We start from the raw sequence: 13,945 nt of genomic DNA on the forward strand, positions 1-13,945 counted from the left end.
CCGTAAAGTACGCATCCGCTGCCGGGGACGCCAAGCGTTACCAGCGGTGAATGAAGTGTAAAAGCTTCGGTTCGTCAGGTAGTTAGTGCTTTTACGAAAGCCAGCGGTTTTGAATGTGGTCAGGTTTGCATCGAAAACAACGCCCTTGACAAACACCAGGAAATGCGTAGAATGCGCCTTCCTCGCTGAGGCAAGCCAAGTCAACGGCAGCCCGGTTGCTTTCATAGCAATCTAACAGCGAAACAGCTCTTTAACAATTTGATCAGGTAATTCATGTGGGCGCTTGCTGATGTTGGTGACAAATCACCCAATATCAAGGCAAGCGACTCAAGCAATAAGATTTTAAAGGATTCGTCCTTTGGGATCTGTTTTGAATGAATTCGTTTGAACCTTGAGCCAAGTTTGGTTCGCTTCTGTCACTTTCGAGTGGCGGGTAAGAACCGCATAGATCTTAAACTGAAGAGTTTGATCATGGCTCAGATTGAACGCTGGCGGCAGGCCTAACACATGCAAGTCGAGCGGTAACAGATCTAGCTTGCTAGATGCTGACGAGCGGCGGACGGGTGAGTAATGCATAGGAATCTGCCCGGTAGTGGGGGATAACCTGGGGAAACCCAGGCTAATACCGCATACGTCCTACGGGAGAAAGGGGGCTCCGGCTCCCGCTATTGGATGAGCCTATGTCGGATTAGCTAGTTGGTGAGGTAATGGCTCACCAAGGCAACGATCCGTAGCTGGTCTGAGAGGATGATCAGCCACATCGGGACTGAGACACGGCCCGAACTCCTACGGGAGGCAGCAGTGGGGAATATTGGACAATGGGGGCAACCCTGATCCAGCCATGCCGCGTGTGTGAAGAAGGCCCTCGGGTTGTAAAGCACTTTCAGCGAGGAAGAACGCCTGTCGGTTAATACCCGGTAGGAAAGACATCACTCGCAGAAGAAGCACCGGCTAACTCCGTGCCAGCAGCCGCGGTAATACGGAGGGTGCAAGCGTTAATCGGAATTACTGGGCGTAAAGCGCGCGTAGGTGGCTTGATAAGCCGGTTGTGAAAGCCCCGGGCTCAACCTGGGAACGGCATCCGGAACTGTCAGGCTAGAGTGCAGGAGAGGAAGGTAGAATTCCCGGTGTAGCGGTGAAATGCGTAGAGATCGGGAGGAATACCAGTGGCGAAGGCGGCCTTCTGGACTGACACTGACACTGAGGTGCGAAAGCGTGGGTAGCAAACAGGATTAGATACCCTGGTAGTCCACGCCGTAAACGATGTCGACCAGCCGTTGGGTGCCTAGAGCACTTTGTGGCGAAGTTAACGCGATAAGTCGACCGCCTGGGGAGTACGGCCGCAAGGTTAAAACTCAAATGAATTGACGGGGGCCCGCACAAGCGGTGGAGCATGTGGTTTAATTCGATGCAACGCGAAGAACCTTACCTACCCTTGACATCTACAGAAGCCGGAAGAGATTCTGGTGTGCCTTCGGGAACTGTAAGACAGGTGCTGCATGGCTGTCGTCAGCTCGTGTTGTGAAATGTTGGGTTAAGTCCCGTAACGAGCGCAACCCTTGTCCTTATTTGCCAGCGAGTAATGTCGGGAACTCTAAGGAGACTGCCGGTGACAAACCGGAGGAAGGTGGGGACGACGTCAAGTCATCATGGCCCTTACGGGTAGGGCTACACACGTGCTACAATGGCCGGTACAAAGGGCTGCGAGCTCGCGAGAGTCAGCGAATCCCTTAAAGCCGGTCTCAGTCCGGATCGGAGTCTGCAACTCGACTCCGTGAAGTCGGAATCGCTAGTAATCGTGAATCAGAATGTCACGGTGAATACGTTCCCGGGCCTTGTACACACCGCCCGTCACACCATGGGAGTGGACTGCACCAGAAGTGGTTAGCCTAACGCAAGAGGGCGATCACCACGGTGTGGTTCATGACTGGGGTGAAGTCGTAACAAGGTAGCCGTAGGGGAACCTGCGGCTGGATCACCTCCTTAAACGATGCGTCACAGTCGGTAAGCGTCCACAATGAATTACCTGATCAGATATAGAGCAAACGGTAAAAGCACGATTCCCTCTTGGGTCTGTAGCTCAGTTGGTTAGAGCGCACCCCTGATAAGGGTGAGGTCGGCAGTTCAAGTCTGCCCAGACCCACCAAATTTTATCTATCGCTGCGTTATTTTATAACTCGCATAGCAGGCTATGCGTCGTCATAAAATGCCTTGCGCTAAATAAAATTGGCCAGAGGTGACTGTGACGAAGAGTGACTACTAGATGGGGCCATAGCTCAGCTGGGAGAGCGCCTGCCTTGCACGCAGGAGGTCAGCGGTTCGATCCCGCTTGGCTCCACCATTACGTTACTACCCTGTTTAACCTTCAATACCGTTTGTGAATGTTTCGTGACCACTGATAAGTCACTGTGCTGTTGTTTTAGTTATCGCACACTGCTTTATCACTGTTCATTGAACAGCTGCTCTTTAACAATGTATATCATGCTGACAAGAACACTTCGCAAGAAGTGCTTCTTAAATTGTGATACGCGTCAGCGTATCCGGCAAAATGAAACGTGATTATTGCGAACCCCAGACTCCTTCGGGTTATAGGGTCAAGCAATTAAGCGCACACGGTGGATGCCTAGGCAGTCAGAGGCGATGAAAGACGTGGTAGCCTGCGATAAGGTTCGGTGAGGTGGCAACAACCTGTGACCCGGACATCTCTGAATGGGGAAACCCACTGGCCATAAGGTCAGTATCTTACACTGAATACATAGGTGTAAGAGGCGAACCAGGGGAACTGAAACATCTAAGTACCCTGAGGAAAAGAAATCAACCGAGATTCCCCTAGTAGCGGCGAGCGAACGGGGACCAGCCCTTAAGCATGTGAATGATTAGGCGAACAGATTGGGAAGTCTGGCCGTAGCGGGTGATAGCCCCGTAGTCGAAAATCTGATCATGTGAAATCGAGTAGGTCGGGGCACGAGAAACCTTGACTGAAGACGGGGGGACCATCCTCCAAGGCTAAATACTCCTGACTGACCGATAGTGAACCAGTACCGTGAGGGAAAGGCGAAAAGAACCCCGGAGAGGGGAGTGAAATAGATCCTGAAACCGTGTGCGTACAAGCAGTAGGAGCAGACTTGTTCTGTGACTGCGTACCTTTTGTATAATGGGTCAGCGACTTATATTCAGTGGCGAGGTTAACCGTATAGGGGAGCCGTAGGGAAACCGAGTCTTAACTGGGCGACACAGTCGCTGGATATAGACCCGAAACCGAGCGATCTATCCATGAGCAGGGTGAAGGTTGAGTAACATCAACTGGAGGCCCGAACCAGGATCTGTTGAAAAAGATTTGGATGACTTGTGGATCGGAGTGAAAGGCTAATCAAGCTCGGAGATAGCTGGTTCTCCTCGAAAGCTATTTAGGTAGCGCCTCACGTATTACCGCCGGGGGTAGAGCACTGTTTCGGCTAGGGGGTCATCCCGACTTACCAACCCGAGGCAAACTCCGAATACCGGTGAGTAGAGCGTGGGAGACACACGGCGGGTGCTAACGTCCGTCGTGAAAAGGGAAACAACCCAGACCGTCAGCTAAGGTCCCGAAATCCTGGTTAAGTGGGAAACGATGTGGGAAGGCTCAGACAGCTAGGAGGTTGGCTTAGAAGCAGCCATCCTTTAAAGAAAGCGTAATAGCTCACTAGTCGAGTCGGCCTGCGCGGAAGATGTAACGGGGCTAAACCAGGTACCGAAGCTACGGGTGAGTCCATATTTCGATATGGATTCGCGGTAGAGGAGCGTCGTGTAAGCCAATGAAGGTGAATTGAGAAGTTCGCTGGAGGTATCACGAGTGCGAATGCTGACATGAGTAACGATAAAGGGAGTGAAAAACTCCCTCGCCGGAAGACCAAGGGTTTCTGTTCGACGCTAATCGGAGCAGAGTGAGTCGGCCCCTAAGGCGAGGCCGAAAGGCGTAGTCGATGGGAAACGGGTCAATATTCCCGTACCGGACATGGTTGCGATGGGGGGACGAAGAAGGCTAGGTGAGCCAGGCGTTGGTTGTCCTGGTGAAAGTGAGTAGGCTTGGATCTTAGGTAAATCCGGGATCCTTTAAGGCCGAGACACGAGATGAACTGACCACGGTCAGGAAGTCACTGATGCCACGCTTCCAGGAAAAGCCTCTAAGCTTCAGATCATGTGCGACCGTACCCCAAACCGACACAGGTGGTCAGGGTGAGAATCCCAAGGCGCTTGAGAGAACTCGGGTGAAGGAACTAGGCAAAATGGTGCCGTAACTTCGGGAGAAGGCACGCCGGCGTAGGGTGATGAGACTTGCTCTCTAAGCCCGAACCGGTCGAAGATACCAGGTGGCTGCAACTGTTTATTAAAAACACAGCACTCTGCTAACGCGCAAGCGGACGTATAGGGTGTGACGCCTGCCCGGTGCCGGAAGGTTAAATGATGGTGTTAGCCGCAAGGCGAAGCTCTTGATTGAAGCCCCGGTAAACGGCGGCCGTAACTATAACGGTCCTAAGGTAGCGAAATTCCTTGTCGGGTAAGTTCCGACCTGCACGAATGGCGTAATGATGGCCACGCTGTCTCCACCCGAGACTCAGTGAAATTGAAATCGCCGTGAAGATGCGGTGTACCCGCGGCTAGACGGAAAGACCCCGTGAACCTTTACTATAGCTTCACACTGGACGCTGATGTTGCCTGTGTAGGATAGCTGGGAGGCTTTGAAACTCGGACGCCAGTTCGGGCGGAGCCAACCTTGAAATACCAGCCTGGCATCATTGGCGTTCTCACTCAGATCCGTTATCCGGATCGAGGACAGTGTGTGGTGGGTAGTTTGACTGGGGCGGTCTCCTCCTAAAGAGTAACGGAGGAGCACGAAGGTACCCTCAGCACGGTCGGACATCGTGCATTGAGTGCAAGAGCATAAGGGTGCTTGACTGCGAGACAGACACGTCGAGCAGGTGCGAAAGCAGGTTCTAGTGATCCGGTGGTTCTGTATGGAAGGGCCATCGCTCAACGGATAAAAGGTACTCCGGGGATAACAGGCTGATACCGCCCAAGAGTTCACATCGACGGCGGTGTTTGGCACCTCGATGTCGGCTCATCACATCCTGGGGCTGAAGTCGGTCCCAAGGGTATGGCTGTTCGCCATTTAAAGTGGTACGCGAGCTGGGTTTAGAACGTCGTGAGACAGTTCGGTCCCTATCTGCCGTGGGCGTTGGATGTTTGAGAAGGGCTGCTCCTAGTACGAGAGGACCGGAGTGGACGACCCTCTGGTGTTCCGGTTGTCACGCCAGTGGCATTGCCGGGTAGCTATGGTCGGACGGGATAACCGCTGAAAGCATCTAAGCGGGAAGCCCCCTTCAAGATGAGACATCCCTGAGGCCTAGAGCCTCCTGAAGGGCCCAGCGAGACCAGCTGGTTGATAGGCACGGTGTGGAAGCGCTGCAAGGCGTTGAGCTAACGTGTACTAATGGCCCGTGAGGCTTGACCCTATAACACCCAAGGGGTCTGGTCGTGATGATGACGTGAATGAATGCCGGATACGCAGCGTGTGGCCCAGGCAACAGACTGCCAGGGCGGTAGGTGATAAGACGCTCACAATTTAGTTAAAAACAGTCAGCATGATGTACATTAACAGTTACGCCTGACGACCATAGCACGCGTGAACCACCTGATCCCTTGCCGAACTCAGAAGTGAAACCGCTTAGCGCCGATGGTAGTGTGGGGTCTCCCCATGCGAGAGTAGGTCATCGTCAGGCACTTATTATGAAAAATCCCCCAGGGCTGGTGCCTTGGGGGATTTTTTTTGCATGAGCGTGAGGGGTAAATAGTGAGGAGTGAGGGGTAAACATCAACACCTCACCAGTCGATAGATTTGCCATCCCAAGCCCAAAAAGTACCACTATCTTCAGGCGTACGCTGAGCGATGACTGCCAGCAGCTTCTCTGCTACAAATGCGGGTGTAAATAGCTTTTCGCTAGGTACTCGGTTTTGAAAAGGTTTAGAGAGGGCTGTGTCAGTGGTGCCAGGGTGAAGACAAAGCACTAACGACTGCTTATTAAGCCGCTTGAGCTCAATGGAGGCTGTCTTAAACAACATGTTATGCGCTGCTTTGCTGGCACGATAGCTGTACCAGCCTCCTAGCTGATTATCTTCTATTGAGCCAACACGAGCCGAAAGGCTGGCAATCACTGAAGGGTGTGACCCTTTGAAAGAGTCTTTCAGTGCCGTTAGCAATAAAATTGGCACAAAGGCATTGATGTTCATTGTTTGCGCAAGGCTTTCGACACTAAGCTGATCAAGGCGCTTCTCGGGCAACAGTCGTTGCGCCTCATCATGAAGGATGCCGATGGCATTAAACAAGAAGTGGATTGGCTGCGAGGCTAGTTCTGTTTTAAGTGCCTGCCGTCCCTGCTCTTGAGAAACATCAAGCATTAGGTGTGTAAGACGGGGGTTGTCAATTCGTGGTGGCTGCCGGCTTACCGCAATAATGTGGCCGACCTGAGAGGAAGAGAGTAACTGCTCAATGATGGCAGCACCTATTCCTCCCGATGCGCCTACAACCAGCGCTGTATAGTGATGAGGCAGTAAACTTAACATGGGAAGCCTTTGCAATCCTGCTAGTGAAGGCTTTCATTGAAACGCTATGCAGAAGGCTTGTCGAGAGAGATCAGGCGGAAGCGTTGATTCTGCCCGGTTGGGCGCTATTGCGACCATCAGGCCTATAGAGTGTTTTTTCTGCGATTTGGCGAATGTAATCAAGCATTGCCTGATTATGCTTCATCCGAACTGAAAGCATCTGTCCCGTTAACTCATTCATGCGCGAAGCGCGCTCACTCTTTTCGAGCAAGCTTTTCCAGGCTGTCTGGCAGCCTGCATCATGAGCTGCCGTTTTGGCACCGTCAGCACCGTCGGCATATCCAAGACGTTTTTGTACGTTGCGGCGCACAGTCTCTATGCGCTCTAATTCATTCATTAATGACTGCTTATCTAGCGCGACTTTAGATAGTGCCTCACCGTCAATGTCACCCTGCGTCAATAAATTTTGCTCGCTGGACAACAACGAAATTAATTCATCAATCCGTTGTTGTTGATCGGTAAGCAAGGATGCAAGGCTCATTTAAAGCGCCCCCTTAAAAATCTTTAAGATTTGCAATTAGGCCATCTGCGATGCGATCAGCATTCATTTCAAGGCGGCCCTCGCGGATAGCGTCACGAATTTCTTCAACTTTGGCGCTATCGATATCCTGAGATTCATCAATACTTGTCTGGCTCAACTGAGTCGATTCGCGCGTAGCATCACCCGGTGCAGCTGGTTTTACGCTGCTAGCTTTTTGCGTTTCATCACGCTGCTGGGCTTGGTTAGAGCGTAACAGCGAATTAATGTTATCAATATTCACGTCGTCTGCCTCATCGTCAGCGTCGATGCGCTTTGCGTTTAGTATAGCTTGTATAAAGGTAACTATCGGCAGGGCTGGGTATAACTTTAGGTGGCGGCTTAAAAATCTACCACCAAAATGCCTCGATCCGTGACGCGGGCCGTCATAATTTCCCGTGAACCAAAACGAACTCTAATCCGATCACCAAGAGCACCATTTTCAAGCGCTTCGCCTTCGCGTGAAACGCGAAAAGCCGAACCTTCAGCTACGACAGTAACGCGCTGCCCGCGTTCAACTAAATGAGGCGCTTGTAAATAATGGGCCAAAAAGGCGCTACCACTGCGAATGGGGCGTTGAGCTATTTTGCCCACAATATCTTCTTCAGCGGTCAGCGCCTGAGCCGACAGGTCGCCAAGGTTGCCACCGCGTTCGCTGAGCATGCTTGAAGTGATCAGTGTACCCCGCTCAATATCTCTTGCCGCCACCACGTAATTACCGATGACATCTACTTGGGCCTGCAAGTAGCGGACTTGGCGGCTGTCTTCACCGCAGCGTACACCAACGGAAACGCGGCCCAAGGGGGCTTGATTTGCGTTAGGTAAGAAAGGCTCCGGTTGGACGCATTCCGGTAAATGTGGCGACGGTGGCCGTAGGTCAATGACCACTTCTTCACCTAAAGCGCGTGTCTCTTCGTACAAAAACTGATGCACTTGTTGAAGTAGTTCGTCGTCGTCAGCCTGCGCTTTGGTAAAAGCAGTAGCGCATAGGATTGTCAAAAAGAGAATAACTTGCCAGTAGCGAAGCGTGCTTGGCTTAGTAAAGCGCGATCGTAGCATAGGGGGGGTCGCTTGCTTGGGAGCTTAGTTAGAGAGAGGAGAGCAAAGTAGAGGACTCATTGCCCAGTGTAGCGAAAAGGTAGCAGCCGTATAACGTGAAATGCTGGCAGAAACACCAGCTGTTCCATGCTTTAGGCTGACGGTTCAAGTCGTATTCTGCATCATCAACAAAATCCATTTTATTTTATGCCTCAAGCGAGGGTCGGCATGATTGATCAACTGGAATCTGCCTTTAATTTTCATCAGCAAGCAGTGAGTCTACGCCAGGCACGCCACGAAATATTGGCAGCTAATATTGCCAATGCCGATACGCCTAACTATAAAGCGCGTGACATAGATTTTGCTAGTGAGCTTAAAAAAGCAGTAGACGGTACTCAGAGTGCATCTAGCAATGCCGGCGGCGGTCTGACTTTAGCGCGTACCTCTGGTAGTCATATTGCTGGAGAAGGCCCCGCATGGCGCGGAGCGGGCAACGCCGATTTACTTTACCGCATTCCCGACCAGCCTAGTTTGGATGGAAATACGGTTGATATGGATCGTGAGCGCACGCAGTTTGCTGATAACGCCGTTCGTTATCAAGTCGGACTCACGATGCTCAATAGCCGTATTCAAGGGCTGAAAAATGCCATGCAGCCCGAATAATCCAGGCCAAATTAGTGAGGAGTTAACCAACGATGTCAATGTTCTCCGCGTTTGATATTGCCAGCTCGGCAATGAGCGCCCAGTCCCAGCGAATGAATGTTACCGCTAGCAATATGGCCAATGCCGACAGTGTCGCTGGGCCTGATGGTGAAACCTATCGAGCGAAACAGGTGATGTTTGAGACCCAGGCGCAAAGCAACCGCTATGGCGTTGGTGGTGTGCGCGTCACCGAAGTAGTGGAAGACGATTCGCCCCTGCGTATGGAGTATATGCCTAGTCATCCTGCGGCGGATGAAGAAGGCTATGTGGCAAAGCCTAATGTCGAGCCGGTGCATGAAATGGTCAATATGATTTCTGCATCGCGCTCTTATCAAGCCAACGTTGAAGTATTTAATACCAGTAAGCAGATGCTGATGCAGACGCTGTCGCTGGGTGAGGGGTAATAAAAAATGAACACAATCAACCCGAGCACATTGGCAGCCATCAATGGGGGCGGCAGCCAGTTAAAGCAGAGCCAATCAGACGAACTGCGTAATAGCTTCATGACGCTATTGATTACCCAACTACAGAATCAAGATCCGCTCAAGCCGATGGAAAACGCGGAGATGACGTCGCAGATTGCTCAGATCAATACCGTGAGCGGTATTGAGCAGCTGAATAGCACGCTACAGAGTATTACCAGCCAGATGGATGCTAACCAGGCATTGCAGGCGAGCGGCTTGATCGGTCAAGGCGTAATGGTGCCCGGGCGTCAGATTATGCTGGAACAAGATAGTGAAGGTAAGCCCTACTCAACACCATTCGGTATTGAACTCGCCAAGCCTGCCGCTAATGTTCAGGCGACCATTTTGGGTCAGGGCGGCCAAGTTATTCGTCGCTATGACTTAGGGGCTGTTGATGCGGGCGTGCAATCGTTTCAGTGGGATGGTGAAAATGATCAAGGTGAAGTGGTCGCCAGTAATCGCTATACCATTCAGTTAGAAGCAACCAACGGTGAAGGCGAGGTAATCGAATCAACCGCGCTTAACTATGCCATCGTCAATAGTGTCACGCCTAATGATGGCAACGGCGGTATCCGACTGGATCTTGGCGCGATTTATGGTCAAATCAGCCTTAATGACGTCAAACAAATTCTTTGACTGCAAAGTATTAACTGTTTCTAGGAGAGAGAAATGAGCTTTTCTCAAGCATTAAGTGGTCTCAACGCCCAGTCGGAAAACCTAAAAATCTTAGGTAATAATATTGCCAACTCTCAAACCGTAGGCTTTAAAAGCTCAGGTGCGATATTTGCTGATGTATTCGCGGGTGCAAGTAGCCAAGTGGGCCTTGGCGTGAAAATCTCAGATGTGCGCCAGGACTTTACCGCCGGTGATTTAGAGACCAGCGGACGTACGTTAGATCTAGCTGTGGCGGGTGACGGCTTTTACCGTGTTGAGCAAACCAGTGGGGAGGCCGCGTATACCCGCAACGGTCAATTTAGTCAGGATAATCAAGGCTACTTGGTCAACGCCGCCGGTCAACGTTTAACCGGCTATGGCCTTTCTGATCCGAATGACCCGTTTTCGGCTGTCGTGCCAGGCGGCGCGCCTGAGGCGCTAAAAATTCCGGCTGCTGACATTCCCGCCAAGGCGACGGCGCAGGCGACGGCGACATACAACCTGGATGCCAGTACAGTGCCGGGACAGGGCACACAGACATCACTTGTTCGTGCCCAGGATGAGGCTGGCAATTTAATTACGGTGGATAATACGGGTGCCTATGCTGCTGGTGGTGATCCACTAGAAATCGAGGTTGCGTACCACTACTCCAATAGCTTCACGACCTTCGACTCCCTGGGTAATGAACGCAATGTCACCATGTACTATGAAAAGATAGGTGATAATACCTGGAAGGCTTTTCAAGCCGTCGATGGGAAACTCTCATTTAGCGGTGCAGCTGGCGCTGCAACAGACCTAGATAACGCCTTCTTTTTAAAATTTAATGGCAACGGACAGCTTGCTAAATATAGCGACCTTGATGCAGCGGGGAATGGTGTCCGAGACGAAGACGCGATAGTGGGCGTCGCTGATGCTGGTTACCAGCTCTCTTTTGCCGCAGGAAATCCCCTCGCTGAAGCGACTACAGCCAATGGTGAAACGGCCGCTCTCGCATTTGACCAGCCAGCAGTTGATAGTGCAGCTCTTACCAAAGCTTTTGCAGACCTAGACTTTATTGTTGGCGATGGTGCTGAGGAACTGAGTTACAACCTGACGCTGACAGGAACGACGCAGTTCAACAATAACTCAGTGCAGAACACGCTGACCCAGAATGGCTATACATCTGGCAGTTTGTCAGGCTTGGAAATTACCCGCGATGGCCGTGTTATTCGTATTTATACTAACGAAGAACGCCGCGATGCTGGACAAATTGTATTGGCCAATTTTGCCAATGAAGAGGGCTTGCAGTCGATTGGTGATAACGCATGGCGTGAAACCAATGCATCGGGTATTGGCATTATTGGTACCGGTGGTACGGGCGTTTTTGGAACGATTGAGTCTGGCGTACTCGAAAACTCAAACGTGGACTTAGCAAAACAGCTGGTGGATACCATCGTCGCGCAGCGTGCCTATCAGGCTAATTCAACATCAATTAGCACCCAGGACGAGCTCCTGCAGACCATTATTAATCTTTAATAGTGGCTTATTGAGGTAAGGAGTCAGCAACGTGGATCGAATGCTCTATACCGCCATGAGTGGTGCGAAGAACGCAATGGATCAGCAGTCGGTGGTGAGTAATAACCTATCGAATGTGACCACTACCGGCTTTCGTGCCCAGCTACAGGTCGCTCGTTCGGTTCCCGTGCAAGGGGACGCTCTGCTCGCCACACGTACCTCGGCGGTAACCACTACGCCGGGCAGCGATTTTGCTCAGGGGCCCGTTGAATATACGGGCCGCACCCTTGATGTCGCAATGCAGGGGGATGCCTGGATGGCGGTGCAGGCCGATGATGGCACGGAAACCTACACACGCCGTGGTGACCTGCAGATCGATAGTGATGGTGTGTTGCTAAGCGTTGGCCGCCCTGTGCTGGGTGATGGTGGCCCAATTGCGATCCCTCAAGGGGCACAAGTCTCAATGGGTGCCGATGGAACAATTAGTGCCATTCCACAGGGCGTAGGTCCCGAAGCACTTGTCGAGGTTGGGCGCATCAAGCTGGTGACACCTGAAAATGGCGCTTTAACGCGCGGTGAAGACGGACTGTTTCGAGCTTTACCGAATGAAGAAGGGTTGCCTGGCGCTTTGCCCGCAGACGAAAATGCCAAGCTGATTAGCGGTGCCCTTGAAGGCAGTAACGTTAGTGCTGTGGATGCTATGGTTTCAATGATAGATGTGGCACGGCGCTACGATATGCAAATGAAAGTGCTGAGCACCGCTGATGAAAATGCTCAGCGCGCCAATGGTATTTTGTCTATTCAAGGTTGATGTTGGTCATTATTCAAGCTGAAGTTCGTCACTCGGCTTACGGAGCATAGTTATGATTAAGTCTTTGTGGACTGCTAAAACCGGCTTGGAGTCGCAACAAACCAAGTTGGACGTGATTTCAAATAACCTAGCCAACGTGAGTACTAATGGCTTCAAGCGCTCACGTCCAGTGTTTGAGGATTTGCTATATCAAAATATGCGTCAGCCCGGGGCTCAAAACAACATACAGGATCGCTTGCCTTCGGGTATGCAGATCGGTACCGGTGTGCGCGCTGTAGCTACAGAACGCCTACATACCCAGGGAAGCCTGGAGCAGACCGACAACTCCCGCGACCTTGCGATCGATGGTCAGGGATTTTTTCAGGTACTCATGCCTGACGGCACAACAGCATACACCCGCGATGGCAGTTTTCAGCTAAACCAGAATGGCCAGATGGTAACGGCGAATGGATATCCGGTTGAGCCTGCTATCTTCCTGCCAGCAAATGCGCTTTCAGTAAGCGTTGGTGAGGACGGCACTGTCAGCGTCCGTCAGCCAGGCGTTGCCCAGGATAATGAGGTGGGGCAAATTACCGTCAGTACCTTTATCAATCCAGCTGGCCTTGAGAGCCTCGGTGGCAACCTCTACCTGGAAACCGGTGCATCCGGTGCTCCCAATGAGAATATACCGGGTATTAATGGTGCTGGACGGCTGTTCCAAGGATATGTCGAAACGTCTAACGTCAATGTCGTTGAAGAGATGGTCAATATGATCCAGACCCAGCGCGCCTATGAAATCAATAGTAAAGCGGTGTCCACCAGCGATGAAATGTTGGCACGCTTAAGCCAGCTGTAACAAGCGTTACTCATCGGGCTTACTTATAGGTTGCGTTATGCTGGAGTTGCACCACATGTCACGTCGTATTGCGCTAGCAGGACTGGTGCTTTTTTTATTGGTTGTAGCCGGCTGCGCTCAAGTTCCAAGAGCATCAGTGGTGGGTGAGCAAGAGCAGATCAGCATTGTTGATCGCCCTCCACCCATCCCCAATGGCTCTATTTATCAGGCCAGGCAAGGGTATCAACCACTCTTTGAGGATCGTCGCCCCCGTGCCATGGGCGATATTTTGACCATTGTGTTGGATGAGGAAGTCAGTGCGAGCAAAAATTCTCAATCCAATGCAGGGCGCAGCGGTAGCGCTAGCCTGGAGCTTGCACAGTTGCCTGATGTTCTTGATACGCTTGCGGAATACGGCTTTGATATTTCAGGTGAGAATGACTTTGCCGGTAGTGGTGGGTCGCAGGCCAATAACTCCTTTACCGGTACTATCACGGTATCAGTATTAGAAGTAATGAATAACGGTAATTTACGCGTGCGTGGTGAAAAGCAAATTGCCATCAATCAAGGCACGGAATTTATTCGTTTTTCAGGTGTGGTTAATCCACGCACTATTACAGCGCAAAATACTGTTCCTTCCACTCAGGTGGCGGATGCGCGAATTGAGTATGTGGGTGACGGTTACATTAACGAAGCTCAGCACATGGGCTGGCTACAGCGTTTCTTCTTAAACGTCTCACCCTTCTAACGTTATGGGAAGCTACTAATGGCAGAGCTGCCAATGACAGGTCACCCAATGAAAGAGCGACAGC

The 13,945-nt window shown here is 51.5% G+C and carries 11 protein-coding genes, 2 tRNA genes and 3 rRNA genes; 12 read left to right on the plus strand and 4 right to left on the minus strand.

The features are described 5' to 3' along the window. Positions 1 to 453: 453 nt before the first annotated feature. The 5 genes from SR894_RS00005 to rrf all read left to right on the plus strand — a co-directional run bounded on the left by SR894_RS00005 (position 454) and on the right by rrf (position 5,759). Positions 454 to 1,986: ribosomal RNA gene (locus SR894_RS00005) — 16S ribosomal RNA — on the plus strand. Positions 1,987 to 2,069: 83 nt separating this feature from the next. Further along, positions 2,070 to 2,146, plus strand: a tRNA-Ile gene (locus SR894_RS00010). A gap of 119 nt (positions 2,147 to 2,265) precedes the next feature. Continuing rightward, positions 2,266 to 2,341: transfer RNA gene (locus tag SR894_RS00015), tRNA-Ala, on the plus strand. A 251-nt stretch (positions 2,342 to 2,592) separates the two neighbouring features. Continuing rightward, a 23S ribosomal RNA gene (locus SR894_RS00020) occupies positions 2,593 to 5,492 on the plus strand. Positions 5,493 to 5,643: 151 nt separating this feature from the next. Continuing rightward, positions 5,644 to 5,759: ribosomal RNA gene (gene rrf / locus SR894_RS00025) — 5S ribosomal RNA — on the plus strand. The 16S, 23S and 5S rRNA genes sit together here with 2 tRNA genes alongside, the layout of an rRNA operon. A gap of 100 nt (positions 5,760 to 5,859) precedes the next feature. Here rrf and SR894_RS00030 read toward each other — a convergent pair. From SR894_RS00030 to flgA, 4 genes are all read right to left on the minus strand, one after another. Further along, positions 5,860 to 6,600 (minus strand): SDR family NAD(P)-dependent oxidoreductase, encoded by a 741-nt coding sequence (locus tag SR894_RS00030; RefSeq protein ID WP_223289157.1) that lies wholly within the window; start codon positions 6,598 to 6,600, stop codon positions 5,860 to 5,862. A 70-nt stretch (positions 6,601 to 6,670) separates the two neighbouring features. Then, positions 6,671 to 7,120, minus strand: coding sequence for a flagella synthesis protein FlgN (locus SR894_RS00035; protein ID WP_133733409.1), 450 nt, complete (start codon positions 7,118 to 7,120; stop codon positions 6,671 to 6,673). Between the two features lie 13 nt (positions 7,121 to 7,133). Further along, positions 7,134 to 7,400, minus strand: a complete 267-nt coding sequence (gene flgM, locus SR894_RS00040) for a flagellar biosynthesis anti-sigma factor FlgM (protein WP_223289158.1) — start codon at positions 7,398 to 7,400, stop codon at positions 7,134 to 7,136. Positions 7,401 to 7,498: 98 nt separating this feature from the next. Further along, positions 7,499 to 8,215: a flagellar basal body P-ring formation chaperone FlgA gene (gene flgA / locus SR894_RS00045; protein ID WP_133733411.1), complete on the minus strand. Its 717-nt coding sequence runs from the start codon at positions 8,213 to 8,215 to the stop codon at positions 7,499 to 7,501. 207 nt (positions 8,216 to 8,422) lie between these two features. On the opposite strand from flgA, the gene flgB reads away from it, so the two are divergent. Genes flgB through SR894_RS00080 form a run of 7 tightly spaced genes read left to right on the plus strand, consistent with a single transcriptional unit; the run spans position 8,423 to position 13,881 of the window. Continuing rightward, complete coding sequence (gene flgB / locus SR894_RS00050) at positions 8,423 to 8,857, plus strand: flagellar basal body rod protein FlgB (protein WP_223289159.1); 435 nt, start codon at positions 8,423 to 8,425, stop codon at positions 8,855 to 8,857. 32 nt (positions 8,858 to 8,889) lie between these two features. After that, the gene (gene flgC / locus SR894_RS00055) at positions 8,890 to 9,300 is read left to right on the plus strand and encodes a flagellar basal body rod protein FlgC (protein ID WP_133733413.1); all 411 of its coding nucleotides are present in this window, start codon (positions 8,890 to 8,892) and stop codon (positions 9,298 to 9,300) included. A gap of 6 nt (positions 9,301 to 9,306) precedes the next feature. Then, complete coding sequence (locus SR894_RS00060) at positions 9,307 to 9,996, plus strand: flagellar hook assembly protein FlgD (RefSeq protein ID WP_133733414.1); 690 nt, start codon at positions 9,307 to 9,309, stop codon at positions 9,994 to 9,996. A gap of 33 nt (positions 9,997 to 10,029) precedes the next feature. Then, complete coding sequence (flgE, locus tag SR894_RS00065; RefSeq protein WP_133733415.1) at positions 10,030 to 11,529, plus strand: flagellar hook protein FlgE; 1,500 nt, start codon at positions 10,030 to 10,032, stop codon at positions 11,527 to 11,529. Between the two features lie 31 nt (positions 11,530 to 11,560). Beyond that, positions 11,561 to 12,319: a flagellar basal body rod protein FlgF gene (locus tag SR894_RS00070; RefSeq protein ID WP_133733416.1), complete on the plus strand. Its 759-nt coding sequence runs from the start codon at positions 11,561 to 11,563 to the stop codon at positions 12,317 to 12,319. Positions 12,320 to 12,371: 52 nt separating this feature from the next. Continuing rightward, the gene (gene flgG, locus SR894_RS00075; RefSeq protein ID WP_133733417.1) at positions 12,372 to 13,154 is read left to right on the plus strand and encodes a flagellar basal-body rod protein FlgG; all 783 of its coding nucleotides are present in this window, start codon (positions 12,372 to 12,374) and stop codon (positions 13,152 to 13,154) included. 37 nt (positions 13,155 to 13,191) lie between these two features. Further along, positions 13,192 to 13,881 carry a flagellar basal body L-ring protein FlgH gene (locus SR894_RS00080; protein WP_133733418.1) on the plus strand — a complete coding sequence of 230 codons (690 nt, stop codon included), beginning with the start codon at positions 13,192 to 13,194 and terminating at the stop codon, positions 13,879 to 13,881. Positions 13,882 to 13,945 lie beyond the last annotated feature (64 nt).

The sequence above is a fragment of the Vreelandella neptunia genome (genome assembly GCF_034479615.1).
Lineage (GTDB): Bacteria > Pseudomonadota > Gammaproteobacteria > Pseudomonadales > Halomonadaceae > Vreelandella > Vreelandella neptunia.